Origin of the sequence: Microvirga aerilata (assembly GCF_016743775.1) — a bacterium.
GTDB classification, from domain to species: Bacteria; Pseudomonadota; Alphaproteobacteria; order Rhizobiales; family Beijerinckiaceae; genus Microvirga; species Microvirga aerilata.
The window spans coordinates 114246-140393 of the sequence record NZ_JAEQMY010000008.1 but is presented as its reverse complement, the minus strand read 5'-3'; the positions used below and the strand labels follow the sequence as shown (position 1 = coordinate 140393).

The 26148-nt window shown below is 64.9% G+C and carries 28 protein-coding genes and 1 tRNA gene; 6 read left to right on the top strand and 23 right to left on the bottom strand.

What is annotated here, in order from left to right; genetic code table 11:
• Positions 1 to 75: 75 nt before the first annotated feature.
• The 12 genes from JKG68_RS08005 to JKG68_RS07950 form a co-directional block, all read right to left on the bottom strand.
• A complete protein-coding gene (locus tag JKG68_RS08005; RefSeq protein WP_202057830.1) occupies positions 76 to 1011 on the bottom strand; it encodes a hypothetical protein in 936 nt (311 codons plus the stop codon).
• A 34-nt stretch (positions 1012 to 1045) separates the two neighbouring features.
• Positions 1046 to 1666 carry an alpha-ketoglutarate-dependent dioxygenase AlkB family protein gene (locus tag JKG68_RS08000; RefSeq protein WP_202057827.1) on the bottom strand — a complete coding sequence of 207 codons (621 nt, stop codon included), beginning with the start codon at positions 1664 to 1666 and terminating at the stop codon, positions 1046 to 1048.
• Between the two features lie 154 nt (positions 1667 to 1820).
• Complete coding sequence (locus tag JKG68_RS07995) at positions 1821 to 2441, bottom strand: 2,3-bisphosphoglycerate-dependent phosphoglycerate mutase (protein ID WP_202057824.1); 621 nt, start codon at positions 2439 to 2441, stop codon at positions 1821 to 1823.
• A gap of 39 nt (positions 2442 to 2480) precedes the next feature.
• Entirely contained in the window at positions 2481 to 3287 is an 807-nt protein-coding gene (gene dapB, locus JKG68_RS07990; protein ID WP_202057888.1) for a 4-hydroxy-tetrahydrodipicolinate reductase, read from the bottom strand.
• A gap of 302 nt (positions 3288 to 3589) precedes the next feature.
• Positions 3590 to 3895, bottom strand: a complete 306-nt coding sequence (locus JKG68_RS07985) for a DUF1330 domain-containing protein (protein WP_202057822.1) — start codon at positions 3893 to 3895, stop codon at positions 3590 to 3592.
• A 4-nt stretch (positions 3896 to 3899) separates the two neighbouring features.
• Entirely contained in the window at positions 3900 to 4187 is a 288-nt protein-coding gene (locus JKG68_RS07980) for a DUF1330 domain-containing protein (RefSeq protein WP_202057820.1), read from the bottom strand.
• 55 nt (positions 4188 to 4242) lie between these two features.
• The gene (gene pyrF / locus JKG68_RS07975) at positions 4243 to 4971 is read right to left on the bottom strand and encodes an orotidine-5'-phosphate decarboxylase (protein WP_246515199.1); all 729 of its coding nucleotides are present in this window, start codon (positions 4969 to 4971) and stop codon (positions 4243 to 4245) included.
• Between the two features lie 8 nt (positions 4972 to 4979).
• Positions 4980 to 5603: a class I SAM-dependent methyltransferase gene (locus tag JKG68_RS07970; RefSeq protein ID WP_312890747.1), complete on the bottom strand. Its 624-nt coding sequence runs from the start codon at positions 5601 to 5603 to the stop codon at positions 4980 to 4982.
• 200 nt (positions 5604 to 5803) lie between these two features.
• Positions 5804 to 6955 carry a molecular chaperone DnaJ gene (gene dnaJ / locus JKG68_RS07965; RefSeq protein WP_202057812.1) on the bottom strand — a complete coding sequence of 384 codons (1152 nt, stop codon included), beginning with the start codon at positions 6953 to 6955 and terminating at the stop codon, positions 5804 to 5806.
• Positions 6956 to 7164: 209 nt separating this feature from the next.
• On the bottom strand, positions 7165 to 9084 hold the full coding sequence (gene dnaK / locus JKG68_RS07960; protein ID WP_202057810.1) for a molecular chaperone DnaK: 1920 nt from the start codon (positions 9082 to 9084) through the stop codon (positions 7165 to 7167).
• Positions 9085 to 9495: 411 nt separating this feature from the next.
• Positions 9496 to 9951 (bottom strand): P-loop nucleotide/nucleoside kinase family protein, encoded by a 456-nt coding sequence (locus tag JKG68_RS07955; protein ID WP_202057806.1) that lies wholly within the window; start codon positions 9949 to 9951, stop codon positions 9496 to 9498.
• Positions 9952 to 10087: 136 nt separating this feature from the next.
• A complete protein-coding gene (locus tag JKG68_RS07950) occupies positions 10088 to 10996 on the bottom strand; it encodes a methylated-DNA--[protein]-cysteine S-methyltransferase (protein WP_202057805.1) in 909 nt (302 codons plus the stop codon).
• An 829-nt stretch (positions 10997 to 11825) separates the two neighbouring features.
• On the opposite strand from JKG68_RS07950, the gene JKG68_RS07945 reads away from it, so the two are divergent.
• Positions 11826 to 13118, top strand: a complete 1293-nt coding sequence (locus JKG68_RS07945; RefSeq protein WP_202057804.1) for an adenylosuccinate synthase — start codon at positions 11826 to 11828, stop codon at positions 13116 to 13118.
• Positions 13119 to 13151: 33 nt separating this feature from the next.
• Positions 13152 to 14360, top strand: coding sequence for a histidine kinase (locus JKG68_RS07940; protein WP_202057801.1), 1209 nt, complete (start codon positions 13152 to 13154; stop codon positions 14358 to 14360).
• Positions 14361 to 14432: 72 nt separating this feature from the next.
• Here the strand turns inward: JKG68_RS07940 and rpoH are convergent, their stop codons facing one another.
• Entirely contained in the window at positions 14433 to 15323 is an 891-nt protein-coding gene (gene rpoH, locus JKG68_RS07935) for an RNA polymerase sigma factor RpoH (RefSeq protein ID WP_202057799.1), read from the bottom strand.
• 189 nt (positions 15324 to 15512) lie between these two features.
• Entirely contained in the window at positions 15513 to 16469 is a 957-nt protein-coding gene (locus tag JKG68_RS07930) for an RluA family pseudouridine synthase (protein WP_202057886.1), read from the bottom strand.
• Between the two features lie 139 nt (positions 16470 to 16608).
• Between JKG68_RS07930 and JKG68_RS07925 the strand changes: the two genes are divergently transcribed.
• A tRNA-Glu gene (locus JKG68_RS07925) sits at positions 16609 to 16684 on the top strand.
• 162 nt (positions 16685 to 16846) lie between these two features.
• Here JKG68_RS07925 and JKG68_RS07920 read toward each other — a convergent pair.
• Complete coding sequence (locus tag JKG68_RS07920; protein WP_202057797.1) at positions 16847 to 17773, bottom strand: LysR family transcriptional regulator; 927 nt, start codon at positions 17771 to 17773, stop codon at positions 16847 to 16849.
• 130 nt (positions 17774 to 17903) lie between these two features.
• Here JKG68_RS07920 and JKG68_RS07915 point away from each other — a divergent pair, with 130 nt between their 5' ends.
• Both JKG68_RS07915 and JKG68_RS07910 read left to right on the top strand, forming a co-directional pair.
• Positions 17904 to 19187 (top strand): NAD(P)/FAD-dependent oxidoreductase, encoded by a 1284-nt coding sequence (locus JKG68_RS07915; RefSeq protein WP_202057795.1) that lies wholly within the window; start codon positions 17904 to 17906, stop codon positions 19185 to 19187.
• Positions 19188 to 19443: 256 nt separating this feature from the next.
• Positions 19444 to 20208, top strand: a complete 765-nt coding sequence (locus tag JKG68_RS07910; protein ID WP_202057792.1) for an SDR family NAD(P)-dependent oxidoreductase — start codon at positions 19444 to 19446, stop codon at positions 20206 to 20208.
• 447 nt (positions 20209 to 20655) lie between these two features.
• Here the strand turns inward: JKG68_RS07910 and JKG68_RS07905 are convergent, their stop codons facing one another.
• Positions 20656 to 20922 (bottom strand): hypothetical protein, encoded by a 267-nt coding sequence (locus JKG68_RS07905; protein ID WP_202057789.1) that lies wholly within the window; start codon positions 20920 to 20922, stop codon positions 20656 to 20658.
• 334 nt (positions 20923 to 21256) lie between these two features.
• Here JKG68_RS07905 and JKG68_RS07900 point away from each other — a divergent pair, with 334 nt between their 5' ends.
• Positions 21257 to 21640: a hypothetical protein gene (locus JKG68_RS07900; protein WP_202057786.1), complete on the top strand. Its 384-nt coding sequence runs from the start codon at positions 21257 to 21259 to the stop codon at positions 21638 to 21640.
• A 42-nt stretch (positions 21641 to 21682) separates the two neighbouring features.
• Here JKG68_RS07900 and JKG68_RS07895 read toward each other — a convergent pair whose 3' ends face one another.
• The 7 genes from JKG68_RS07895 to JKG68_RS07865 all read right to left on the bottom strand — a co-directional run bounded on the left by JKG68_RS07895 (position 21683) and on the right by JKG68_RS07865 (position 26083).
• Entirely contained in the window at positions 21683 to 22246 is a 564-nt protein-coding gene (locus JKG68_RS07895; RefSeq protein WP_202057784.1) for a hypothetical protein, read from the bottom strand.
• 294 nt (positions 22247 to 22540) lie between these two features.
• A complete protein-coding gene (locus tag JKG68_RS07890; RefSeq protein ID WP_202057783.1) occupies positions 22541 to 22951 on the bottom strand; it encodes a hypothetical protein in 411 nt (136 codons plus the stop codon).
• A gap of 319 nt (positions 22952 to 23270) precedes the next feature.
• The gene (locus tag JKG68_RS07885; RefSeq protein WP_202057782.1) at positions 23271 to 23489 is read right to left on the bottom strand and encodes a hypothetical protein; all 219 of its coding nucleotides are present in this window, start codon (positions 23487 to 23489) and stop codon (positions 23271 to 23273) included.
• A 190-nt stretch (positions 23490 to 23679) separates the two neighbouring features.
• Positions 23680 to 23880: a hypothetical protein gene (locus JKG68_RS07880; protein ID WP_202057781.1), complete on the bottom strand. Its 201-nt coding sequence runs from the start codon at positions 23878 to 23880 to the stop codon at positions 23680 to 23682.
• A gap of 4 nt (positions 23881 to 23884) precedes the next feature.
• The gene (locus JKG68_RS07875; RefSeq protein ID WP_202057780.1) at positions 23885 to 24049 is read right to left on the bottom strand and encodes a hypothetical protein; all 165 of its coding nucleotides are present in this window, start codon (positions 24047 to 24049) and stop codon (positions 23885 to 23887) included.
• Positions 24050 to 24161: 112 nt separating this feature from the next.
• Positions 24162 to 25499 carry a TRAP transporter large permease gene (locus tag JKG68_RS07870; protein WP_202057778.1) on the bottom strand — a complete coding sequence of 446 codons (1338 nt, stop codon included), beginning with the start codon at positions 25497 to 25499 and terminating at the stop codon, positions 24162 to 24164.
• Entirely contained in the window at positions 25499 to 26083 is a 585-nt protein-coding gene (locus JKG68_RS07865) for a TRAP transporter small permease subunit (RefSeq protein WP_202057776.1), read from the bottom strand. The genes JKG68_RS07870 and JKG68_RS07865 overlap by 1 nt, the downstream gene beginning before the upstream one ends.
• Between the last annotated feature and the right edge of the window lie 65 nt (positions 26084 to 26148).

Below are 26148 nucleotides of genomic sequence, written 5' to 3'. Positions count from 1 at the left end.
CGCACAATGCGCTCGTTCAAGGATGAGCATCGAATGGAACCCCAAAAGTGCAAATCCACTTTTGGGCCTGATGCTCTAAGGATTCATCTCCACCCCGTCGATCACGGACCGGAAGCGGCGCAGGTTCTGATCCCGCTGCTCGACCCGGGTGAGGCCGACCATCCGCACATAGCGGTCGTTGTCGAACCGGATCGTCTGCATCACGATGACCGGCTGGCCCGAGTCCGCTTCCGTCGCCTTGGCGACGATCTCGTGCCAGTCCTGGCCCCTGAAGCGGAAGGTCTCTGAGCGCTCGATCTTGATGTCCTTGAGGATCTGGTTGGAGTTGAGGGCCGCGCGGGCGAACTGGTTGCGCTGCTCAGCGCCCGGCGGCGGCACATTGAGGGACGCGGCCATGATGATGATGGGCTGCTCCACCCCCTTGATCGTATCCAGCGGCCCGTCGGTGAACAGCACCGAGTTGCCCGACATCACCCGCACCGGACGAAAGCCCGCCTTCTCGCCGAGCCGAAAGGGCAGGGCTGAGATCTGCTCCTCGATCGCCACCGGAGCCCGCAGGGAGACGCTCTTCAGGGCATCGCGGATCTGCGCTTCCGTGTAGCCGTCCTGCCCGCCGCGCACCTGCGCGATGACCAGGGCGGTAATGTCCCGGTCCTTGACGGCCATCACCCATTTGCGGCCCTGCACGGGCCCGGTCATGGTGCCGCCGATGAGCACGCCTGACTTCTCGCCGAGCTTCAGGTTTTCCCGCGAGGTCTCGTTCAGGCCCTGGCGTTTCAGGGCATCCTTCGTGAAGCCTTTGACCAGGGGGTCATAGGCTTCGGCCGGCATCTCCACCAGGTTGATGGCGGCCGCCTTCTCCTCGCTCTCGAAGCCGCTGAAGCGTTTCGAGACCGTCATGTCCTTCGGCGGCACGATCCCGATGCGCGAGGCGGGCGGAAACACCGGCTCGGCCGCGTAGGCGGCAAAGGACAGGATGAAGCTTAAGGCAGCGGCTGCGAAACCTTTCATGGATGCCCCTCCAGGTAATCTTGTGGCTTTAGGCTTAAAGCGGCGTCGTTACCTTGCGCAAGGTGAGATTGAGGCGCCCGCCCTGCGGCAGCAGATCCGAGCTTCCCGGCATGAGCCGGTCGACGCCATGATAGATCAGCCGCGCCGGGCCGCCGAACACGATCGCGTCACCGGAGCGGAGCCTGACCGAGCGGGTGGGGTCCGTGCGCTCCAGCCCGCCATAGCGAAAGAGCGCCGTGTCGCCCAGGGACAGGGAGACCACGGGCGCGTCGAACGCCTCCTCGTCCTTGTCCTGGTGCATCCCCATGCGGGCTGCGGGTTCGTAGAAGTTCACCAGGCAGGCATCGGGCGGATACGGGTATGCGCCCAAGCTCTCCCAGGCGCGCAGCACCTGATCCGGCATGGCCGGCCAGGGCGCGCCGGTTTCCGGGTGCGTGGGCTGGTAGCGGTAGCCAGCCTTGTCCGACACCCAGCCCAGCCGCCCGCACCCCGTCATGCGCACGGAAAATGGTTTTCCCGTGCGCGGCATGCGCGGCGTGAAGAGAGGCGCGGCCTTGGTGATCTCGCGCAGGGACTGGAGCAGCCGCTCCTGCGCCGGGCGATCCAAATAGTCGGGGTAGTAGACGAGGCCGGGGCTGAGGGTGATGGACGACATGGCTATTAACGCATTCCCCTGTCATCCCCGCCGCGGGGATCCATGGCCACGATGTCTCAAGATAGAGCGATTAGCGTCGCGTCTCTTTCTGCACCCTCAGTGGTTATGGATCCCGGGCTCCGCTGCGCGGCCCTGGGATGAGAGAGGTATTTCCTTACGCCTCCAGCACCTTCTTGTCGGCCACCGTCGTGTCCTCGTTGAGCGTGTAGACCAGCGGGATGCCGGTCGCGAGCTCGAGGCTCGGGATCGTGTCCGAGGTCAGGCCGTCGAGCACCATCACGAGGGCGCGCAGCGAATTGCCGTGGGCTGCCACCAGCACGCGCTCGCCGCGCATGACGCGGGGCAGGATCTCGCGGATGTAGTAGGGCAGCACCCGGGCCACCGTGTCCTTCAGGCTTTCGCCGCCGGGAGGGGGCACGTCGTAGGAGCGGCGCCACACATGCACCTGCTCCTCGCCCCAGCGGGCGCGGGCGTCATCCTTGTTCAGGCCCGCGAGATCGCCGTAATCGCGCTCGTTCAGGGCCTGGTTGGCGATAGTCCTGAGATCCGGCTGGCCGATCTCCTCCAGGATCAGCTTGCAGGTGCGCTGCGCCCGCGAAAGATCCGACGTGAAGGCGATGTCGAACTCGACGCCCATTTCCTTGAGACGGCGACCGGCGTTGCGCGCCTCCTCGATGCCCAGATCGGTGAGCCCCGGATCCCTCCAGCCCGTGAAGAGGTTCTTGAGGTTCCATTCGCTCTGGCCGTGGCGTGCAAGGACGAGAAGGCGGTTCATGTCTGGGCGTCTCCGGTAAAAGGGTGTCGTTGGCGTGTTTTAGAGCCGATCGAGGCCAAGAACATTGGCCATGGTGTAATAACCCGGCTTCTTGTCGAAGCCCCACAGGGCGGCTTTCACCGCGCCGCGGGCGAAGAGGCCTCGGTCCTCGGCCCGGTGCGACAGCTCCAGGCGCTCGCCGGCGCCGGCGAAGATCACCGAATGCTCGCCCACCACCGTGCCGCCGCGCAAGGTCGCAAAGCCGATATCGCCAGGATGGCGTGCGCCGGTATGCCCGTCGCGGCTGCGTACGGAACGCTCCTTGAGCGATATCTTTCGGCCCTCCGCCGCCGCCTCGCCGAGGAGCAGGGCGGTGCCCGAGGGCGCATCCACCTTCATGCGGTGGTGCATTTCAAGAACCTCGATGTCGAAGTCCTCGCCCAACGTCGCCGCCGCCTTGCGCACGAGGCCGGCGAGCAGGTTGACGCCGAGCGACATGTTGCCGGACTGGACGATGCGGGCATGGCGCGCGGCCGCCTCGAGCTTAGTGAAATCAGCCTCCTGCAGGCCGGTGGTGCCGACCACATGGACGATGCGGGCTTGCGCCGCGAGCGCCGCGAACGAGACGGTTGCGGCAGGGGATGTGAAGTCGAGCACGCCATCGGCCTGGGCGAAGACCGGCAGGGGATCGTCCGTGACAGACACGCCCAGCGGACCCGTTCCGGCCAGAACCCCGGCATCCTGCCCGAGCGCGGTGGAGCCCTCCCGCCCGATGGCGCCGACGAGACGGCAGCCCCCGGTCTCGGCCACGGCCTTGATGAGCATGCGCCCCATGCGTCCGGCCGCACCCACCACGACGAGTCGCATCTCGCTCATGCCCGCTCTCCTGTTGCGTTGGTCAGGGTATAGCGGCTTGAGGTGCGGCTGAGAAGCGCCGTGCCGATCACGCTGCAGCGGCATTCCCGGAAGGACGCGTCAACGGAAGGGATTCATTGTGCTCGGCGTGTGATTGGATCCCCTTCCCGGTCCTGCGGACCGCCGGGGATGACAGGGGCGCCACCTTCGGTGTCATTCCCGGCCGCAGCGCAGCGGAGGGGAAGGGAATCCACATGCCGAGTGTGTGGATCCCCTTTCCGATCCTGCGTACTGCCCGAGGATGACGCCTGTTCTCAACCCGGCTGCGGGCCCTCGTAGCCTTCGATGATGATGATGTCGGCCACCGCGTGCCCGTCGCGCTCGGCCTTCGCTGCCTGGTATTCGGGCGAGTCCCAGCAGGCCAGCGCCGCCTCGTAGGTCGCGAACTCGATTACCACGTTGCGGTCCCGCGCCTCGCCTTCCGCCACCCGGTACGCGCCGCCGCGCACCAGGAAGCGGGCACCGAACTTGGCGAACGGGACGGCGTTTGCCGTGATGTAGTTCTTGTAGGCGTCGGGGTTCGAGACGTCGACGCGGCCGATCCAATATCCTTTTGCCATGGCCTCAGGCTCCTTCCACGAGCACGAACTCGGCCACGCAGGCTCCGTCGCGCTTGGCCTTGGCCGCCTGGTATTCGGGGGAGTGATAATAGGTTCTCGCCTGCTCCACCGAGTCGAACTCGATCACCACGTTGCGGGCCCGCGCCTCGCCCTCGAGCGCCTCATAGGCGCCGCCGCGCACCAGCGGGCGGCCGCCATACTGGCGGATCGCCTCGGTCGCGCCCTTGGCGTATTCCGCGTAGGCCTCGGGATTGGTGACGGTCACGCGGGCGATGACATAGCCTTTGGGCATGGGGCGCTCCTCTATGATTTGGCGTGACGCAGCGAACGCCAGAGGAGCCCCAGCGTCAAGCCGGCGTTTGGGAGATTTCCCGTACGATCGCTTCCGCAGCGGCCTTGGGGTCCGCGGCCCTCACGATGGGCCGGGCCACCACGAGGTGGTTGGCGCCGAGCCGGATGCCCTCGGATGGGGTGACGATGCGCTTCTGGTCGCCCGCATCGGACCCTGCCGGGCGGATGCCGGGCGTCACGATGAGGCGGTCCGGGCCGACGATGCCGCGCACGCGCTCCGCCTCCGTCGCAGCGCAGACGATGCCGTCGACGCCGAGATCGCGCGCCTGTCCGGCGCGGCGCGCGACGAGGTCGGCGGCTGTGGTGGGGGCGTAGCCCGCCTCGATGAGATCGTTGTCGTCGTAGGAGGTGAGCACCGTCACGGCAAGGATCTTCAAGGAAGATCCCGCTTTGCCGGCGACAGCCGCGCGCATGGTCTGCGGATAGGCGTGAACGGTGAGGAACGTGGCGCCGAGCCGTGCCACCGAGCGCGCGCCTTCCTCCACCGTGTTGCCGATGTCGTGGAGCTTGAGGTCGAGGAAGACCTTCTTGCCCTGGTCGATCAGCTCGCGGGCCAGCTCGAAGCCGCCCGCGTAAGCCAGCTGGTAGCCGATCTTGTAGAAGGTGCCGGCCTCGCCGATGCGTCCGACGAGCGCACGGGCCTCCTCGACGGACGGAACATCGAGACCGATGATGAGCCTGTCGCGGATGTCGCCTTCGGAAACGGGATTCGTCGAAAGGGACATCGCTGCGCTCATGGGGTGTTGGCCTTGTTGTAGACCCAGACGCGGGCCGGGGGCAGGTTGCGCCAGATGCGGTTGGAGGCGCGGGCCTTGTAGTCCTTCGAGCGCGCCGGTATCGGCGGCACCACCGCATAGGTGAACTGGATGAAGGGCGCGCCGGGATGCGACATGCCTTGCGCGGTCTCCAGGAGAGCCAGGCGCTGGTCCATCGGCTTGGTGAAGAGCGGCAGGCTCGACACGATGGCGGCGGCAGGCTCCTTCAGGATGTCGGAGAGCGTTTCCTGCAGGTCGTAGGCATCGCCCTGGATGATCGTCGCCTTGGGAAAGCGGCGCTTCAGGAGCTGGCAGAATTCGGGGCTGTACTCGATGAGCACCAGCCGCTCCTGGGCCACGCCGCGCCGGATCAGGGCGTCGGTCACCGGGCCCGTGCCGGGACCGAGCTCGATCACGGGGCCGGGGATGCGCGGGTCCACGTAGGACGCCATGGTTCTGGCCAGCACCTTGCCGGAGGGCGTGACCGCTCCGACCATGAGCGGCCGTTCGAGCCAGGAGCGCAGGAAGCGGGCTTCATCCTTGAAGCGATCCTTGCCGACGGGGAATTTCCGGGCCGTAGGCCGTTGAAACGACTGAAGCACTAAGCTGTCCCCTCGATCGTGCGGATCACGTTGGCTGTTTAGAACCCTAGAGCACCGATCCCAAAAGGGGAGGCCACTTTCGGGATCGACCGGATGCTTCTCACTTAACCGGCGCATCGTCTAGAGCGGAAAGCCGGATCCACTTTTCGCTGACGCGGCCCTCCGGGTCCGCACGGTGCGCCGGTTAAACGACCGTCAAGTTAAGTTGATCCACCCAGACCGTCGAGAAACTCGCGGAATCGCGAGAAAAATCCCGAGCTTTCCGGATGGTTCTCCTTGGAGCACTCCTGGTCGAACTCCATCAGGAGCTCGCGCTGGCGCTTGGTGAGCTTCTGCGGGGTTTCCACAACAACCTGAATGTAGAGGTCGCCCACGTCGCGGGAGCGCAGCACCGGCATGCCCTTGCCCTTCAGGCGGAACTGCTTGCCGGTCTGCGTGCCCTCGGGCACCTTCACGAGCGCTTCCGTGCCGCTCAAGGTCGGCACGCTGAACTCGCCGCCGAGCGCTGCCGTCACCATGGAGATCGGCACGCGGCAGAACAGGTCCGCCCCGTCGCGCTGGAAGAACGGGTGGGCTTTGAGCGAGAGGAAGATGTAGAGATCGCCCGCAGGCCCGCCGCGCATGCCCGCCTCGCCTTCGCCGGCCAGGCGAATGCGCGTGCCGTCCTCGACGCCCGCCGGAATGTTCACCGAGAGCGTGCGCTCGCGGGTGACGCGGCCCGCGCCGCCGCAATTGCCGCACGGATCGTCGATCACCTCGCCGCGCCCGTGGCAGTTGGGGCAGGTGCGTTCGATGGAGAAGAACCCTTGCGTCGCCCGCACCCGGCCCGCGCCGCCGCAGGTGGGGCAGGCCTTGGGCTTGGAGCCCGGCTTCGCGCCCGATCCCGAGCAGACCTCGCAGGTGATGGAGGTGGGAATCTTCAGCTCGGCCGTCTTGCCGTGGAAGGCCTCGTCGAGGGAGATCTCGAGGTTGTAGCGCATGTCCGCGCCGCGCTCGCGCCCACCGCCGCCTCGGCCCCGTCCCGCACCGCCCCGTCCGGTGGCATCGCCGAAGAAGTTCTCGAAGATGTCCGACATGAAGTCGGAGAAGTCGCCGTTGAAGCCCGCTCCGCCCCCGGGCCCGCCATTGGCGAAGGCCGCGTGCCCGTAGCGGTCGTAGGCCGCGCGCTTCTGGCCGTCGGAGAGGGTCTGGTAGGCCTCGTTGATTTCCTTGAACTTGACCTCGGCCTCCTGATCCCCCGGATTGCGGTCCGGGTGATACTGCATCGCAAGCTTACGGAAGGCGGACTTCATCTCCGCTTCCGTGGCGGTCTTGGCGACGCCGAGAACCTCGTAGTAATCGCGCTTGGACATGTCAGGCGCCCCTCGGAGCGATCGAACGCTCCGTCATCATGGTCATCGTCCGCCACGCATGCGCTGCACAGGGAAGGACTCCGAAAGTCCTTGCCGGAGCATCGCGAAAGGCGGTCGGTTGATCGGTCATTGGTGTTTCAAGCTCATTTCACGAAAACGGCACCCGGTCATGAAACCGGGTGCCGAATTCTCTAAAGAGCGCTCATGGTTCAGGCGCGCTTTTTCTTGTCGCCTTCGTCGACTTCCTGGAAGTCGGCGTCGATGACGTCGTCCTTCTGGGCTTCGTCGCCGCCTTCCGGCTGCTCGCCGCCTTCACCGCCGGCCTGAGCCGCCGCGTACATGGCTTCGCCGAGCTTCATGGAAGCTTGCATCAGGTCCGTGGTGCGGGCCTTGATGACCTCGACGTCCTCGGCCGCGAGCGCCTGACGCAGCGCGTCGATGGCGGTCGTGATGCCCTGCTTGTCGGCCTCCGAGACCTTGTCGCCATGCTCGGCAACAGACTTCTCGGTGGCGTGGATCAGGCTCTCGCCCTGGTTGCGGGCCTCGACGAGCTCGCGGCGCTTCTTGTCTTCCTCGGCGTGAGCCTCGGCGTCCTTCACCATCTTCTCGATGTCGGCGTCCGACAGACCGCCCGAGGCCTGGATGCGGATCTGGTGCTCCTTGGCCGTCGCCTTGTCCTTCGCCGTGACGTTCACGATGCCGTTCGCGTCGATGTCGAAGGTCACCTCGATCTGCGGCACGCCGCGCGGGGCCGGGGGAATGCCCACGAGGTCGAACTGGCCGAGCAGCTTGTTGTCCGCCGCCATTTCGCGCTCGCCCTGGAAGACCCGGATGGTGACCGCGTTCTGGTTGTCTTCCGCAGTGGAGAACACCTGGCTCTTCTTGGTCGGGATCGTGGTGTTGCGGTCGATCAGGCGGGTGAACACGCCGCCCAGCGTCTCGATGCCCAGCGACAGCGGGGTCACGTCGAGAAGCAGCACGTCCTTCACGTCGCCCTGGAGAACGCCGGCCTGGATCGCAGCACCGATGGCCACGACCTCATCCGGGTTGACGCCCTTGTGGGGCTCCTTGCCGAAGAACTGCTTCACCACTTCCTGGATCTTGGGCATGCGGGTCATGCCGCCGACCAGAACCACCTCGTCGATGTCGCCCGGCGAGATGCCGGCGTCCTTCAGCGCCTTGCGGCAGGGCTCGATGGTCTTCTGCACCAGGTCGTCCACCAGCTGCTCGTACTTGGCGCGCGAGAGCTTGAGGGCGAGGTGCTTCGGACCGGAGGCATCCGCCGTGATGTAGGGCAGGTTGATCTCGGTCTGTGCCGCGGAGGAGAGCTCGATCTTGGCCTTCTCGGCTGCTTCCTTCAGGCGCTGGAGGGCGAGCTTGTCCTTGGTCAGGTCGATGCCCTGCTCCTTCTTGAACTCGGCCGCCAGATACTCGACGATCCGGTTGTCGAAGTCCTCGCCGCCCAGGAAGGTGTCGCCGTTGGTGGACTTCACCTCGAACACGCCGTCGCCGATCTCGAGCACGGACACGTCGAAGGTGCCGCCGCCGAGGTCATAGACCGCGATCATGCCGGTCTGCTTCTTGTCCAGGCCGTAGGCGAGGGCGGCAGCGGTCGGCTCGTTGATGATGCGCAGCACCTCGAGGCCGGCGATCTTGCCCGCATCCTTGGTGGCCTGACGCTGGGCGTCGTTGAAGTAGGCCGGAACCGTGATGACGGCCTGCGTCACCGGCTGCCCGAGATAGGACTCGGCCGTCTCCTTCATCTTCTGAAGGGTGAAGGCGGAGATCTGCGAGGGCGACATCTGCTTGCCGTCCGCCTCGACCCAGGCGTCGTTATTGCCGCCCTTCACGATATGGTAGGGGACGAGGCCCATGTCCTTCTTGGTCATGGGGTCGTCGAAGGTGCGGCCGATCAGGCGCTTGATGGCGAAGAACGTGCGCTCCGGGTTCGTGACCGCCTGGCGCTTGGCCGGCTGGCCGACGAGGCGCTCGCCTTCGTCCGTGAAGGCCACGATGGACGGCGTCGTCCGGGTGCCCTCTGAATTCTCGATGACCTTGGGCGTCGAGCCTTCCATGACTGCGACGCAGGAGTTGGTGGTGCCGAGGTCGATACCGATGACCTTACCCATGGCGGGATCCCTCACTTTCAAGCAGACCGCCGAGCCCTAAAAGCAGCTCGGCCCATGGCTGATACGTTGAATGACTGATTTAGTAGGACAGGACCGCCTCTACCCGAGCCGTGCCCTGTGCTGGCCACGATATAAGAAGGGGTTTTCGGGGGTGCAAGACGAAGGTGAGGGGTTGTTTTGCCGGAACAGGCCGGAATCGGGGGCTGTTGCATTCCTGCAATAAGGGAAAGAGCCAAGTCCGGACTGCTCCTCTCTCGTCATTGTCGAGGCAATCCGGGATGTCACGTCTTGCTTATCCCAGTGCTTAAGCACCGGGATGGCCGGAACAAGTTTGGCCATGACGGTGCTTGTGGCTTCTCAAGCGGTTCGTTTGCCCATCAATACTGTTGTGTGATCCTCTTGTATGGCCAATCATAGGCAAACCTCTACACGGACCTCATCGTTCTCAAGCGGTTCGAAGCGTGCTTTAAGAACCTCAAACGTATTCCTGGCGATGAATAGGCCCCCATTGAGGTCCGTATTGCGTCTCTCAATACGCTCCCATGCCCGATCGTCAGGGCAGGCAAGATTATAAAGACGCACCTGCGCCCCAATTTCGGCGACTAGTTCCCGGGTCTTGTCGCGCTGACGACGTGACCAAAAGCCGAAATCCAAAACCGCATCCATTCCGAGTTCAAGGCAACGCGGCCAGACTGCCTCGATCTGCTCTGAGACGCGCCGGTAGAATTCAGGGAAGTACTCAATGGGAGGGTCTGACCCATAGAGACGGACCATCCACTCATCGTGAGTGAACCGGATTGCTGGAAGGTCACGCTCAAGCCGGCGAGCGAAGGTTGTCTTTCCCGCACCAAGATAGCCATGGATCATGTGAGCAGTCGCCATGGGAAGCAACAATACTACGACGGACTGTTTATTCAATGCTCTTAGGTTAGGTGGGCAGCCTTGTGCGCCATCTCCTCTACATTGAATAGTTACGATTCCAAGGACTGAATTGAATAGAATCTTAAGCCTTTTCCGCCTCCAAGCCCTGCCCCGCCTCCCACCCCAAAATCGCCTGCTTGCGCGTCAGCCCCCAATGGTAGCCGGTGAGCGCTCCGGAGCGGCCGAGCACTCGGTGGCAGGGGACCACGAAGGAGACCGGGTTCTTGCCCACCGCCGCGCCCACGGCCCGGCAGGCTGCGGGATTGCCGATGTGGCGGGCGATGTCGGAATAGGTGGTGGCGCGGTCGCGGGGGATGCGCAGCAGGGTCTGCCAGACCCGCACCTCGAAATCCGTGCCGATGAGCACCACCCGGAGCGGCTGCTCCTCCTGCCACTGGGCCGGGTTGAACACGCGCCGGGCGAGCGGCGCCGTGGCGGCCTCGTCCTCCACATATTCGGCCTTGGGCCAGCGGCGGGTCATGTCGGCCAGTGCCGCCTGCCGGTCGCCGTCGTCCACGAAGCCGAGGCCGGCAAGGCCCCGGTCGGTGGCGACCAGGATTGCCTCGCCGAAGGGCGAGGGGTGGAAGCCGAAGCGCATGGTGAGCCCTGCGCCGCCCGCCTTGTAGTCCCCCGGCGTCATGGCCTCGTGGGTGACGAAGAGATCGTGCAGGCGGGCGGGCCCCGAGAGGCCGACCTCGTAGGTGGCATCGAGCACGCTGGCTGAAGAGGCCAGCAGGGCCTTGGCGTTGTCCAGCGTGATCGCCTGCAGGAAGGCCTTAGGCGACAGCCCCGCCCAGCGCCGGAAGAGGTGGTGCACATGGGTGGTGGACAGGCCCACATGGTCGGCGATCGCCTCGAGCGAGGGCTGCTCGCGCCAGCGCTGCGAGATGAAGGCGATAATCCGGCGCACCCGCTCGTAGTCGGAATGGGGCTCGTCCGGCACCGCGATGGCGTCGGGTTCGATGGTGATGTCGCGCAAGGTATCGAGCATGGCGGTGATCCTTCTTGTGCACCATCGTAGCGCTCCCGGAGCAGCGCGACACCCGATTTCTGTGGCGTCGTTCGCTTTCGGAACCGGTCGGCGACGGAAGAGAAGGGCGCTGCGCCTAGGGCCGCTGGAGCCCTCCTCCCCCCTTGTGGGGAGGAGGGGGTGTGAGCGACAGCCTATGACGGTGAGGCGCCGGCACCCTGGCCCTTCCCACAAGGGGGAGGGGGAACCCGCGCTCTCCTCGTTTAACGATCCTGGATCGGCCTTGCCGTCCTGGATGGCACAGGGGCTGTCATCCCAGGCGGCCGAAAGGTCGGGAAGGGGATCCACTCCCAAGCATGGTGCTATGGATTCCCTTCCGCTGCGCTGCGCTCCGGCCGGGAATGACACTGAGCGGAGCGCCACACGGTCAACGCTCCGCTGTCATCCCCGGCGAGCGTCAGCGAGGGAAGGGGATCCATAGCCGCTAACGGCGCAGAACAAGAGCTGGGCGCGCCGCCATCTCCTGCGACCATCCTGGTTCCGGATCCCCGCCTGCGCGGCGATGACACCAGGCGTGCCCGGCTCCTGCCGGTCACCACAGGCCAACGGGCCGCGCCGCCCTCGATCAGCCTCAAGGCCTGAGCCCGAAGCTCCGGGCCCGAAGGCCCCGGCCGTTCTCCCCTTGCGCCGGGGCCAGGACAACACATTCCCGCCTTTCGGATTGCATAGGATGCATGGGACAAGGCTCATTCGATCTTGACCTGTGGCGCATGATCCACCATGAGGGTTTGCAAGGTTTTTACCCAACCCTGGCCTTGCGCCGGGGTTTTTTTATGTGAGGCTTTAAGCGATGGCGAACGTGGTTGTCGTGGGCGCCCAGTGGGGCGACGAAGGCAAGGGCAAGATCGTCGACTGGCTGTCCGAGCAGGCGGACGTGGTCGTGCGGTTCCAGGGCGGGCACAATGCCGGCCATACCCTCGTGATCGGCGACAAGGTCTACAAGCTGTCGCTCCTGCCCTCCGGCGTCGTGCGCCCGAACAAGCTCTCCGTCATCGGCAACGGCGTCGTGCTCGACCCGCATGCGCTGGCCTCCGAGGTGGAGCGCTTAGGGGAGCAGGGGGTGTCGATCACCCGCGAGAACCTGCGCGTGGCCGAGAACGCCACGCTGATTCTCTCCATCCACCGGGAGCTCGACGCCCTGCGCGAAAGCGGCAGCGCCGGCACGAAGATCGGCACCACCAAGCGCGGCATCGGCCCGGCCTACGAGGACAAGGCGGGCCGCCGCGCCATCCGCCTCATGGACCTCGCCGATCTCGGCTCGCTGCCCGAGAAGATCGACCGGCTGCTGACCCATCACAATGCGCTTCGCCGCGGCTTCGGCCTCGACGAGTTCAAGCCCGAGGCGATCTACGAGGAGCTGGCCTCGGTCGCCCCCAAGGTCCTGCCCTACATGGACGCCGTGTGGCGCCTGCTCGACGAGCAGCGCCGGGCCGGCCGGCGCATCCTGTTCGAGGGTGCGCAAGGCGCGCTGCTCGATGTGGACCACGGCACCTATCCGTTCGTCACCTCCTCCAACACGGTGGCGGGGCAGGCGGCGACCGGCTCCGGGCTGGGCCCTGGCGCCGTGGGCTACGTGCTCGGCATCGCCAAGGCCTACACCACCCGCGTGGGCGAGGGGCCGTTCCCGACGGAGCTCTTCGACGAGACCGGCGAGCTGATCGGCCAGAAGGGCAAGGAGTTCGGCGTGGTCACGGGCCGCAAGCGCCGCTGCGGCTGGTTCGACGCCACGCTGGTGCGCCAGACGGTGCGCACCTCCGGCATCGACGGCATCGCCCTCACCAAGCTCGACATCCTCGACGGCTTCGAGACGATCCGGATCGGCGTCGGTTACAGGCTCGACGGCGAGACCATCGACTACTTCCCGGCCAGCCAGGGCGCGCAGGCGCGCGTCGAGCCGATCTATGAGGATTTCGAAGGCTGGAGCGGGTCGACCGCAGGCGCCCGCTCCTGGGCGGACCTGCCGGCGCAGGCAATCAAATACGTGCGCCGGATCGAGGAGCTGATCGGAGCGCCGGTGGCCGTGCTCTCCACCTCGCCGGAGCGTGACGATACAATCCTCATGAAGAACCCCTTTGAGGGTTGACGGCGGAGCCTCACCGGGTCATTCCCAACAGAAATGGCAGATTATTACCCCCTCATCGCAAGAGCCGTCGAAGGCTTGCCCGACCAGACGCCCGACCTGCGGCGCTCCGTTTACGAGCGCGCACGAACGGCCCTGATCTCCCAGCTGCGCTCCCTCAATCCGCCCCTGTCGGAGGCGGAGATCCAGCAGGAGAGCCGGTCCCTCGACCAGGCCATCGACAGGGTCGAGGCCGATTACGCGGCGCCTCCGGCCGGCTTCGATCCCGATGCCTTCTCGGGCGAGCTGACCGGCGACCGGCCGGCTCACGGCTCTTCCGACGGGCTTCGGAGCGCCGCTCCGGCCCATGGCCTGCGGGCTCCGGCTCCTCAGGTCGGCCCAGGGGACGATCAGGCAGGGGCCGCCCCTGCGGAACCTGCCGTTGCCAGGCCCAAGATCGACAGCCGCCCCCATCCGGCCATGCAGAGCAGGGGGCGCACGCGCACCGTCATCTTCGGTTCGATCCTCGCCCTTGTGATCGCGGCGATCGCGGCCTTCGCCTTCCTGTGGCGGGACAGGCCCGAGGATCTGCCGCCGGAGACCCCCGTGGCCGAGGCGCCGGCGCAGGCTCCCGCGGACGAGAGCAAGATTAACGAGCGGGTCGGCGGCCAGGCGCCGCCGGCTGCGGCTGCGGGCCAGCCGCAGCCTCCCCGTCAGGAGGTTGGCGTCGCCCAGCGCGCGGTCTTCTACGAGGAGGATCCCACGAATCCCCAGGCCCCGAAGGCCCAGGTCGGACGCGTGACCTGGCGCCTCGAGGACGTCAATCCGGGCCAGGGGCAGCCCCTGGAGCGGGCCGTCAGCGCCCAGGTCGAGATCCCCGATGCCGGGCTGACGATGCGCCTCCTGCTGCGGCGCAACCTCGACACGACGCTTCCGGCCTCCCATACGGTCGAGCTCACCTTCACGACCCGCGAGGGCGACATCAGCCGCGTGATCCGGGATGTGGGGCTCCTGCAGTTCAAGAGCGAGGAGGCCGCCCGCGGCACCCCGGTTGCCGGGCTGCCGGTGCCGGTGCGCGAAAACCTCTTCCTGATCGGCCTGTCCAACCTGCAGGTCGATATTGCGCGCAACACCCAGCTGTTCGTGCGCCGCAACTGGATCGACCTGCCGGTCAGGATGGCGTCGGGCCAGCGCGCCATCTTGAGCTTCGAGAAGGGCGGCTCCGGCGAGCAGATCCTGAACGACGCCTTCAGCCAGTGGCAATAGGGTCGGCCGGCATCGGGCAACAAAAAAAGCCGCGCCTGATGCGCGGCTTTTTTCATGGGACTTCGGCCGGGCTCAGGCGTCGGCCGAGGAGGCCTCGATCTGGGTCAGGTTCTTCTTGACCGCCTCCTGGATCTTCTCGAAGGCCCGCACCTCGATCTGGCGGACGCGCTCGCGGGAGACGCCGAACTCGGAGGAGAGCTCCTCCAGGGTGATCGGGTCGTCCGAGAGGCGGCGCGCCTCGAAGATCCGGCGCTCGCGCGGGTTGAGCACGGAGAGGGCGTTGCGCAGGGCGGTCAGCCGGTTCTGGCCTTCCTCCTCCTCGACCAGCATCTGCTCCTGGCTCTGGCCGGCATCGACGAGCCAGTCCTGCCACTCGCCGCCGCCCTCGCCCTCGTCGCGCAGGGGCGCGTTGAGGGAGGCATCGCCGCCGAGCCGGCGGTTCATGTCCACCACGTCCTGTTCGGTCACGCCGAGCTGGGTGGCGATCTGCTTCACCTGATCCGGGCGAAGATCGCCTTCCTCGAACGCGGAGATCCGGCCCTTGGCCTTGCGCAGGTTGAAGAACAGCTTCTTCTGGTTTGCGGTGGTGCCCATCTTCACGAGGGACCAGGACCGCAGGATGTATTCCTGGATCGCCGCCTTGATCCACCACATGGCATAGGTGGCGAGGCGGAAGCCCTTGTCGGGCTCGAAGCGCTTGACGGCCTGCATCAGGCCGACATTGCCTTCCGACACCACCTCGCCGATCGGCAGGCCGTAGCCGCGATAGCCCATGGCGATCTTGGCGACCAGGCGCAGGTGGGATGTGACAAGCTTGTGAGCGGCTTCGCGATCTCCATGCTCGCGCCAGCGTTTGGCGAGCATGTATTCCTCATGGGGCTCGAGCATGGGGAAGCGACGGATCTCGTCGAGATAGCGCGAAAGGCCTCCTTCATTGGCAAGCACTGGAAGCGCTGTAGCCATATCCTATCCTCCTTTGGCTCCCTCATTCCACGAGGCAAGCCTGTGACGGCCCCCTCGATGGCCGGCCGCCGTGCTTCTCTGTATACTCGGTTCAACCTTGTCCGAATAGAGGCGTCGGGCTTCAAGACGTGGTGAACGCTTGGCGGGCGCAAGGGTGCCAGCGTGGCTGAATTTTGCGACGGATTGACGCTAAATCGCGGCGCGCAGGGCCTGAAGAAGCGCCTCCATGTCGGAGGGCAGGGGGCTCTCGAAGCGCAGGAATTCTCCGCTCCGCGGGTGCTCGAAGCCCAGGATCGCCGCATGCAGGGCCTGCCGGTTCAGCGCGCCCAGCGCAGTTCTCGATTGCTCCGAGAGGCGATTCGCCTTGGTCTTGAAGCCCGAACCATAGGCCGGGTCGCCTAAGAGGGGGTGCCCGAGATGGGCCATGTGAACCCGGATCTGGTGGGTGCGTCCTGTTTCCAGCTCGCACCGGACCAGGCTCGCCATGGGGGCGGCGGCGGGCAGGTTTTCGAGAACCTCGTAATGGGTGATGGCATAGCGGCCGCGCTCGTCGGAGACGACCACGATCTTCTCGCGGTTGTGGGTGCTGCGGGCGAGCGCCGCCTCGACCGTTCCGCGCTTTCGGTCGGGCACACCCCAGACGAACGCCAGATAAGCCCGCTCCAGCGGGCCGGTGCGCCCATGGTCGGCGAACTGCGCCGACAGGGCCTGATGGGCGAGGTCGTTCTTGGCCACCACCAGCAGGCCCGACGTGTCCTTGTCGAGACGGTGCACGATGCCAGGGCGCTTCACGCCGCCGATGCCCGACAGGCTCTCCCCGCAATGGGCGATGAGCGCGTTCACCAGGGTGCCGGATTCGTGGCCGGCCGCCGGATGGACCACGAGGCCGGCGGGCTTGTCGATCACGATGACGTCGTCGTCCTCGTACACGATGGTGAGCGCAATCGCCTCGCCCTCCGGCTCCGCCGGAACCGGAGGCGGGACCATGAGGGCCACATGCGCGCCGCCGCCGACCTTGCGGTTCGGGTCGAGCGCCGGCACCCCGTCGACGGCCACCTGGCCGTCGCGGATGAGCGCCTGAAGCCTGCTCCGCGACAGGTCGCTTTGAAGTTTCGCCAGCACGCGGTCCAGCCGCTCGGCCGCCATGCCGTCTTCCAGGATCCATTCCTGTCTCGTCGCGTCGTTCACCGCATCCTCATTTAAAACCGGGGCCGTTCGCTTTTTTCAGCAAAAGGGCTTGAAGGGATTCAGAAGGCTGGTTATACGAGCGGCCTCCACCTTGCTAGCTCCCTTCGTCTAGCGGTCTAGGACGTCGCCCTCTCACGGCGAAAACAGGGGTTCGAGTCCCCTAGGGAGCGCCAAAGGTTCGAAGCACTCGGCTCGACCATGAGCAGGGTCGGAACATACCCAAAAACCAGTTGCATCTGAACACCGGAAACGCACGCCGCTGCGTTGCTGCCCAAGCGTGGCTTGTGTGCCGGCCTGCCGCTGCAGCGCAAGAACACCCACCGGAGTCCGTGCCGTCATGGACGCTCGGGCGCGTCGCGGGTGCTTGGGGCGAACGCCTGCATCTCCTGAACGATCCAGTGTCGGAAGACCGTCAGCGGCCAGTACGATGAACGGTTCGAGGGCCATGCCAGATAGTATTGTTCCGTGCTTTGCATCGGCAGGTCGAGAGCCCTCACGAGATCGCCGCGCCGCAGCTCGTCCTGGATGAGGAATTCCGGCAGGAGGGCGATGCCGAGGCCTGAGATGGCTGCTTGGGCGGCTGTTGCAAACTGGTCGAACAGCATGCCCTGAAGAGGCTCCGGCAGGGCGCCGTTGACCTCGAACCAGCGCTCCCAGGCATCGGGCCGCGAAACGAGGTGCAGGAGAGGCGCTTTCAGCAGATCGCCCGGTTTCTCGAACCCGTATTGCTCCTGGAGCAGGCGGCTGCAGGCGGGCACGACCGTTTCGCTCATGAGCAGTTCGAGCTCGGCGCCCGGCCAGTCGGGGCCGCCGAAATGGATCGCGGCGTCGGCCTGTTCGAGGTTGAAGTCGAAGGGCGCGAGGCGCGTGGTCAGGTTGATCGTGATGCCGGGGTTATGGCTCAGGAAACGGGGAAGGCGAGGCGCGAGCCACCGGGTTCCGAAGGTCGGCAGAATGGCCAGATTGAGGGTGCCGCCCCGTGGGTTCGCGCGAAAGCTCAGGGTGGCGCTGGAAATCCGTTTGAGCGCTTCCCTGATCTCGCGGGCATAGGTCTCGCCGGCTGCGGTGAGGCGAACGGTCTGGCGCTCCCTGAGAAAGAGATCGGAGCCGAGAAGCTCCTCCAGCACCCGTATCTGCCGGCTCACCGCTCCCTGTGTCAGGTTCAGCTCCGCGGCAGCGGCCGTGAAGCTTTGATGCCGTGCCGCCGCCTCGAAGGCCCGCAGCAGCGACATGGACGGCAGGAAACGACGCGCCGTACCCATTTCATTACCTTTGGCGATGATCTCATAAGGAAAATTGGTTTGCCCGTGGGGCAGCTTCCTGGAATCTGATTACAGGAAGGAATGATGGCTGAACAGAGCAATCCTTCTGCTCGATCAAAGGTTATGCGGCATGCAGGACGATCCACGAAGCCATGGCCTATGGGAGCGCTCGGCGCCTCCGGCGGTCCCGACATCCAGCCTGGCGGGCGACCTGACCGCCGATGTGGTGGTGATTGGCGCGGGCTTCACCGGATTGTCGGCGGCGCTCCACCTGGCCGAGGCCGGAGCCTCCGTGGCCGTGCTGGAGGGTGTCGCCATCGGCTTTGGCGGGTCCGGGCGCAATGTCGGCCTGGTCAATGCCGGCATGTGGGTGATGCCGGACGACCTGCAGGGGGAGCTCGGCGACGTCTACGGCAAGCGCCTGCTCCACGCGCTTGGGGAGGCGCCGAGCCTCGTGTTCCAGCTTGTGGAGAAGCATGCCATCGCCTGCGAGAGCGAACGGAACGGCACGCTGCATTGCGCGGTCGGCCCGAAGGGCTTGGCCGAGCTGCAGGAGAGGGCGCGGCAATGGCAGGCCCGCGGCGCGCCGGTGCATCTGCTCGGCGCCGAGGAGACGGCCCGCAAGGTCGGAACCAAGGCCTATGCGGGCTCGCTTCTCGATCTTCGCGCCGGGACCATTCAGCCGCTTGCCTATGCCCGCGGGCTTGCGGCTGCGGCGATCGGGGCCGGAGCCCGGATCTTTACGTCAAGTCCTGTGGTGGATGCGCAGGAGACCCCTGCCGGCTGGAGGGTGCGCACCGCCGGCGGCTCCGTCCAGGCCCAATGGATCATCGTGGCCACCAACGCCTATACGGCACATATGTGGCCCCAGGTCCGTGCCGAGCTCGTGCATCTTCCCTATTTCAATCTCGCCACGAAGCCCTTGAGCGACAACCTGCGCGACACGATCCTGCCCGAGCGCCAGGGCGTCTGGGATACGAAGGAGATCCTGAGCTCCTTCCGCTTCGACCGGCAGGGACGCTTGATCGTCGGCAGCGTCGGCGCGCTTCGTGGGCTGGGGCGGTCCATTCATCCCAGCTGGGCGCGGCGCGCGTTGAAGAAGCTTTTCCCGCAGCTTGCCGGCGTGGAATTCGAGTTCGAATGGTATGGCAGCATCGGCATGACCCATAACAGCCTGCCGAAGTTTCACAGGCTGGGCCGAAACGTCGTTTCCTTCAGCGGCTATAATGGCCGGGGCATCGCGCCCGGAACCGTCTTCGGCAGAATGCTGGCGCGGCTGGTCCTGCGGGAAATCTCCGAGGCCGACCTGCCTCTGCCCATGAGCGAGCCCGAGCCCGTTCGGTATCGGGCGGCGAAGGAGGCCTATTACGAGGTCGGAGCCCAGATCGCCCATGCGGCGGCAGCGCGGCTGTGATGCGGGCGGCTCGCGCTCACCCTTCTGGCACCCTGAAGGTTTCCTGATATCGTCGACCGGCTCCCCACGGGATCGAGCCTCCGCTCATCGCGGGTGAACGTTTCAGGAAGAGGCATCCGTCGACCTGCGTTCGCGCCGGTCGAAGCAGCGCGGATCGTTTGAAGTTGCCCGATTGGGAAACAGCATCTTGTCGGGTGCGGACCTCGAGCATGCCGGTGCCGGACGGCGCGGGCTCATGAGCAAAGGTAGATAGGTGATGGACCTGCCAAGAATGCCGTCGTTCTCGCTTCAAGGAAGGCGAGCCCTCGTGACCGGCGCGGGGCGCGGGATCGGCCTGGGGGCCGCAACGGCTCTGGCCGAGGCCGGGGCTCATGTAACCCTGGTGGCGCGCTCCTCCGATGAGGTCGCACAAGCAGCCGAGGAACTCTCGGGCAAGGGCCTGTCGGCCGATCACGTGGCATTGGACGTGACCCGGACGGGCATGGTCGCCTCCCTGATCGCAGAGCGCCCGGCCTACGACATCCTGGTCAACAACGCGGGCGTGAATCGCCCCAAACCGACGCTCAGCGTATCGGAGGACGATTTCGACACCATCATGGGGCTCAATGTGCGCGCCTCGTTCTTCCTGGCGCAAGCGGTGGCTCGACGGCTGATCGAAGCGGGCCAGCGTGGATCGATCATCAACATGTCGTCGCAGATGGGGCATGTCGGTGCGGCCGGACGCTCCGTCTACTGCGCGAGCAAGTTCGCCGTCGAGGGCATGACGAAAGTCATGGCGATCGAATTCGGGCCGCACAACATCCGCGTGAACACGATCTGCCCGACTTTCATCGAAACGGCCATGACCGAGGATACGCTCAAAGCGCCGGGCGTGCGTGAGGCGGTGCTGTCGAAGATCAGGATCGGGCGTACCGGACGCCTCGAAGATCTCATGGGAGCCGTGCTGTATCTCGCCTGCGATGCCTCGGCCCTTGTCACCGGCTCCGCGCTCATGGTCGACGGCGGTTGGACGGCCGGTTAGCACGGGGGGCGCAGAGCGCTGCCGGAGGTGCGACCGGATCATCCTTCGGCGCCGCTCAAGCCCGTCACGATCGGTAAGGATACGTGAATTGACCTTCCGCATCGGGAGATGGAGACTGATGCGTGGCTGACAGCGTTGGTTGCTCCCTCCGAGAAACTGAGGTCCCTTTTACGGGGCCTCTTTTGTTTGCCCAGGTTGCGCCACTTTACGGCCCAGGTTGCAAGTAGGCTCAGGCTCCACACGAAAAGGAGCCCAGCATGCGAAGCCTCAGCCTGTCGGCATTCCTGCTCGCTTCGGCCGCGATGTTGGTGCCGATGCTTCTGTTCCTGGCCTATGGAGCCAGTATTCTGGTCTCCGTCCTAACTTTCCATTAAAATGCAGCGGCCCCGATGCGCGCCTCGCCAAAAAAGGGCCGCGTGACTTTCAAGGGTTGGCACGCCCGCAGGGCTATTGGTGCTTGAGCTTTTTCAGAAGCTCCAGATAGGGCTGGCGCCGTTCGCGATATTTGGACTGCATCTGCCCTTTTATGTAATTCTTCTGCTCGATCTCGATGGGGCTGCGCTCCAGTTCGAGCATATCCTCGCAGTATCGAAACTCGATGTTGGTGAGCGTGCGCGCGACCCACAGGATCTTCAGATCGTCCTCGCTGATCATCCCCTCGCGACGCGGGCGGCTTTTGCGATCCTCGTCGGACATTGCTTTGCTGATCGGCATGGTCCCCCCGGATCATGGTGACGTCTATGAAGGGAAAATATATCTCTTCGCCCTGCCGGTGAGCAACAAGATCCCCCCGTCGAAGCGGGCCGGGGGCGATGCCATTCGTCAGTAATCCCAAAGAGGCATCAACGATGCGCGTTGTTCATGGCGGGCTGCATCGTCATGCCCGGCACTGGCGCATCACCGCGAAGGATCGTGGCGGCTTCGGGCGCTGGGGTCCAATCGTGAGGGTTCAAGTGCCCCTTTTTAGCACGGGCAGGGGGGTCCGGACGTTGGTACGTTGAGCCAAAGCCGTTGGGCCGCAAGAGCCGCGAACAAGGAGGCGTATGCCATGGCTGAAGCACGTGTCGGCGTTCGGGTTGCCGATGACCGGAAGAGCGTGACCGTCGAGATCGGCCCCGTGGGAGAGCCATCGTCTCCCGTGGCCTTGAACCTTGATCAGCTCACCAAGGTCATCGCTCTGCTCGGACAGGCACGGCGCCGCATGATCGCAGGCACGCCGGCCGAACCGCTCGAAGGGAAGAGCGTCGAGACCATCGTCGACCCGATGTGGCACATCCAGGTTGCGCATATCGACGGATCGACCCTTGCGTTCGATCATCCGGCTTTCGGGCCGACGGCCTTTGCGCTTCCGCGAAGCGACGTGGCGAAGATCGTCCGCATCTTGAGCGAACACCTGGCCCTTCCCACGGACCAGCCCGACAAGCCGAGCTGAGCAAGGGATCGCCGGTGGAGAAGCGCCGCGTCGGCTGCCGGTTCAGCGATCCTGTTCCTCGCCGTCCAGGGCCCGCCATGCGCTTGCTTCCTCGGCCGTCGCCGTGCGCCTGCCGAGGAGCTCGGCAAGGAGCCTTGCGGGAAAGGGAATGGATTGCCGGACGGTGTGAATGAAGCGGTCCTCGTCGGCTTCCAGGAGGCTGATGGTCATTCTGTCGGGCTGCTCGGGGTCGAACTCGATGTCGAAGGACAGGGAGAGGTCCTTTTGCCCGAACGCCGCCTCCGCCGGAATGTTCAGCGAGGTCAGCCGATCGTCGGGAGCCGCAAAGCCGAGACGAACGTCATCGAAGGAGCACGGAACAGCCTGCGGGCCATTCTGCAGCATCGCCGGCTTGCCCAAGGGGATGACCTGGCCTCCCGGATCCCCAAGGCCGCACGCGGCCTTCAACCCGAAGCCGTCGGCTTTCAGGCTTGCGGCTTTCGACGGCGCAGCCGGTCGCCGTGCCTTTGGCGAGGGCACCCACCGCTCTCCGGTCCTGGCAGGACCGTTATCGTCATGGCCGACGATTGAGAGGCTGCGAACAACCTCCGTTTGACTTGCCTTCATGATCAATTCCCCAGCCGAGACCACAGAAGGTGAAGCAAGCCTTTGGCGTGTGCTTGCGGTTTGCCTGTTGTCTCCACAAGCAAAGATCTTGCCGCAGCTGAGTTAAGAAATCGCCTTTGAGTTTCGGCGAAAAGATCGTCGGAGAAGAAGACTATTTTCCAGGGCTGTGAAGGAAATCTGCCGATGAGCCTGCTGTTTGTTGATGCGCTCCTGCCTTCATCTGGAGGCTGTTCTGCGCTTTGATGCCCAGACGATGCGCTTCGGGACGGCCGATGGCGTCCCGAAGCATGCTGTTTACTCGGCCGGCGTCATGTGAACGGCCGGAGCCGGAGCGATGTAGCGGGCCGGGCGGAAGACGAAATATGCGAACATCAGCATGGCGGCCAGAATGACAAACGATGACAGCGCCGCGATCGGATCGGCTGCCGTGTAGCCCAGATGAATGGCCGCAACGGCGATCGTCAGAACCACGGTTCCAACGGACCACAGAACCACCTGGGCGACCGCGAGCCTGCTCTGATCGAGGCTCGGGCGGCGCTCGTAGTAGATGCCGAAAAGGAACAGCGACACCCAGCCGAGCAGGTTCAGGTGCGCGTGGGCCGGCATGATGGCGTGGTTCTGGGATGCGGCCATGCCGATCCCCATCGCCATTCCGGCGATGACGAATAGAACAGCAAGTCGGAAACTCAGTGAAGATGCTGTCATGAAAAGGTCCTCCAGAATGCATTCGCGGTTGGCTTTACGGTTTTGTTTTAGCCGGTCGCAGAATGACCGATGTGCGCCGAAGCACAATCGCTATTTGAAGGTATTCTCCTTTTAAACGTTATAACTATACCGTCTATTGACTTGACGTTGCTTGCACGTTGTTTTGCTTCGCGTGAAATCGCAGCCTTGTTTGCATGCATGAAGAGCGGGCCTTGCCCGCTCTTTGCCGTTGAGGTCAGGTGGTCTGGTTGCTCACGAGGCCCTGCGCCGGCCGTTGCGGCAGGCCTCGGTCGGAGGGAGCATCGGGCTCCGCTCGAGCCTAGTTCTTGCGACCGCCGCTTTGAATGTCGGTCGAGGGCGCACGCTGCGGGCGGTTTCCGCCGCCCTGCCTTTCGAAAGCATCCTCGCAGCGATCGATGTGGGTCTCTGCCCGCTGCTGCATTTCCTGGATGGAATGGCAGGGCTCGGTCACGTCCTGTTGGCAGAATGCGCAGATCATCAGATTGGTCTCCGGTTCGGGTTTCGTCTGCAGGGCCAACGTGGATGCAAAATCTCAAGTTCCGTGCAAAAGCAAAACGGCCCGCGAATGCGGGCCGTCGGCGAGGGGTTTGCAGGCTCAGCTGCGCTGCGTCACGCGCTCCTTGCGAGACCCTGAGGCCTTCTGCTTGCGACGGTTGGCTTTCTTCCAAGACGGTCTCATGCGGGCTTTGCGGGCCATCGCCACACTCCTATGGTTTGGTGCCGTCGTCCGATTGCGGATCGGCGGGTTCGGTTCGTTCAAGACCTTTGCGCTGATCGTTTCCGGTCAGGGTCCTGTCGCCGGACGAAGGGTTGCGGTGAACCGCGTTGCCCTCAGCCGGATGCACGATGCTGGTGTTCAGGCTCTGCTCGGCCAAGCCTTCGGGGCGCTCGTCGCCTTTGCCGGCCATGGGATCATCCGCCGCTCTGAATGTCGCTGCGGTGCGCGCCGGCTCTCACGCCCTGATGATCCTTGAGCGCATGCTCGCAGCGATCCACATGGCTTGCGGCCCGCTGCTGCATCTCCTCGGCGTTATGGCAAGGATTGTCGACATCCTGGTGGCAGAACTGGCATTTCATGGCAGCCTCCTGTTCGGCGTGAACAGGAGGCCAACGTGAAGGACAGGGTGCGGTTCCGGCGCCGGGCCGCATCTCGACGGCGCAGCTTATGGCCGGGCTTCGCGCTTCAATCTCAGCCGTAGAGATAGCGCGGCAGCCAAAGCCCGATCCCCGGGAAGATGTAGAACATGACCATGGCGACGACCACCAGGAACAGGAACGGCATCACGCCGGCGAAGATGTCGTTGATGCTCACATGCGGCGGCGCGATGCCCTTCAGGTAGAAGGGCGCCATGGCCACCGGCGGCGACAGGAACGACGTCTGGATGTTGAGCGCGATCAGGATGCCGAAGAAGATCGGATCGATGCCGAAGTTGTCGAGGAGCGGCAGGAAGATCGGCACGAAGATCACGACGATCTCGGTCCATTCCAACGGCCAGCCGAGCACGAAGATGATCACCTGCGTCAGGATCAGGAACCAGAACGGCGACAGGTTGAGGGCAGTGACGAAGTTCTCGATCGGCTGGTGACCGCCGAGGAAGGCGAAGATCGACGAGAAGATGAAGGAGCCCACGAACAGCCAGCACACCATGGCCGATGTGCGCGCGGTGAGGATCACCGACTCCCGCAGCTTTCCGAACGAGAGCGACCGGTAGGCCAGCGCAAGCAGGATGCTGCCGAGCGCACCGACCGCCGCAGCCTCGGTGGGCGTCGCGATGCCGAAAAAGATCGCGCCGAGCACGGAAAGGATGAGAAGCGCCAGCGGGAAGAACGAGGTGGCCAGCGACAGGAAGATCTTGGAGACCGGAACCTTGCGCTCCTCCTCCGGCAGCCTGGGCGCCAAGCTCGGATTGATCGCGCAGCGAATGATGACGTAGGACATGTAAAGTCCCGCCAGCATCAGCCCCGGGAAGAGGGCGCCGGCATAAAGCTTCGGCACGGACACGCCCGCGGTTGCGCCGTAGAGGATGAGCATGACGCTCGGCGGGATGAGAATGCCCAGGCAGCCGCCGGCGCAGACCACGCCCGCCGAGAGGCGCACGTCGTATCCGGCCTTCAGCATGGCCGGGAAGGCCAGCAGACCCATGAGCGTCACCACGGCGCCGACGATGCCCGTGGCCGTGGCGAACAGAGCGCAGGTCAGGAGCGTCGCGACGGCAAGCGAACCAGGCAGGCCGCCGATGGCGATCTGGATCGAGTAGAACAGCCGGTCGAGAATGTTCGCCCGCTCGATGATGTAGCCCATGAAGACGAAGAGCGGGATGGCGACGAGCGTGTCGTTGGTCATCACCGAGTAGGCGCGCTGCACGACGAGCGCGAACACGATGTCGCCCATGGCGAAGTAGCCGAAGCCGAACCCTAAGGCCATCAGCGTGAAGGCGATCGGAAATCCGAACATGATGAACACGACGAACAGGCCGAGCATTACCACGCCCAGCTCAGGGTTCCCCAACCCCCATGATGCCAGCATCAGATAACCCCTTTCGTAAGGCCTTGTTGTTCGGCTTGTTCGAGGATGAGCTTTTCGGTTTCTTCCACGTCATGAAGCCGTTGCGGCCACTCGCCCGTGCGCAGGCAGTGGATGCAGCGGATGACCTCCGCGACACCTTGGATCGCCATCAGGATTCCCACGGCCGGAATGAGCGCCTTGAACGGGTAGATCGGCGGACCGTTCGGCGAGTTCATGGAATGCTCGTTCATCAGATAGGACATCTGGGAGAACGGGATGCCCGCATAGACGAGGGCGAGGATGCCGGGAAAGAAGAAGAGGAAGTAGAGAAGAAGATCCAGTCCCGCCTGCCTGCGGGGCCGCCAGGTGCGGTAGAGAAAGTCGCCCCGCACATGGCTGTTGCGGGCCAGCGCATAGGGGCCTGCCACCATGAAGAGCAAGCCGTAGAGCATGTAGCTTGCGTCGAACGCCCATTCGGTCGGCGCCCGCAGCACATAGCGTGAAAACACCTCGTAGCAGACCGCAAAAGTCAGAGCGAGAATGGCCCAGCTCACCGTCTTGCCGATGAAGGTGTTGATCCGGTCTATGAGATAGACGAAACGCATGCACGATGCCTTTTCGCAGGAGCGCTCGGGACGTGGGATGAGGGCGGCACAAGAGTGCCGCCCTC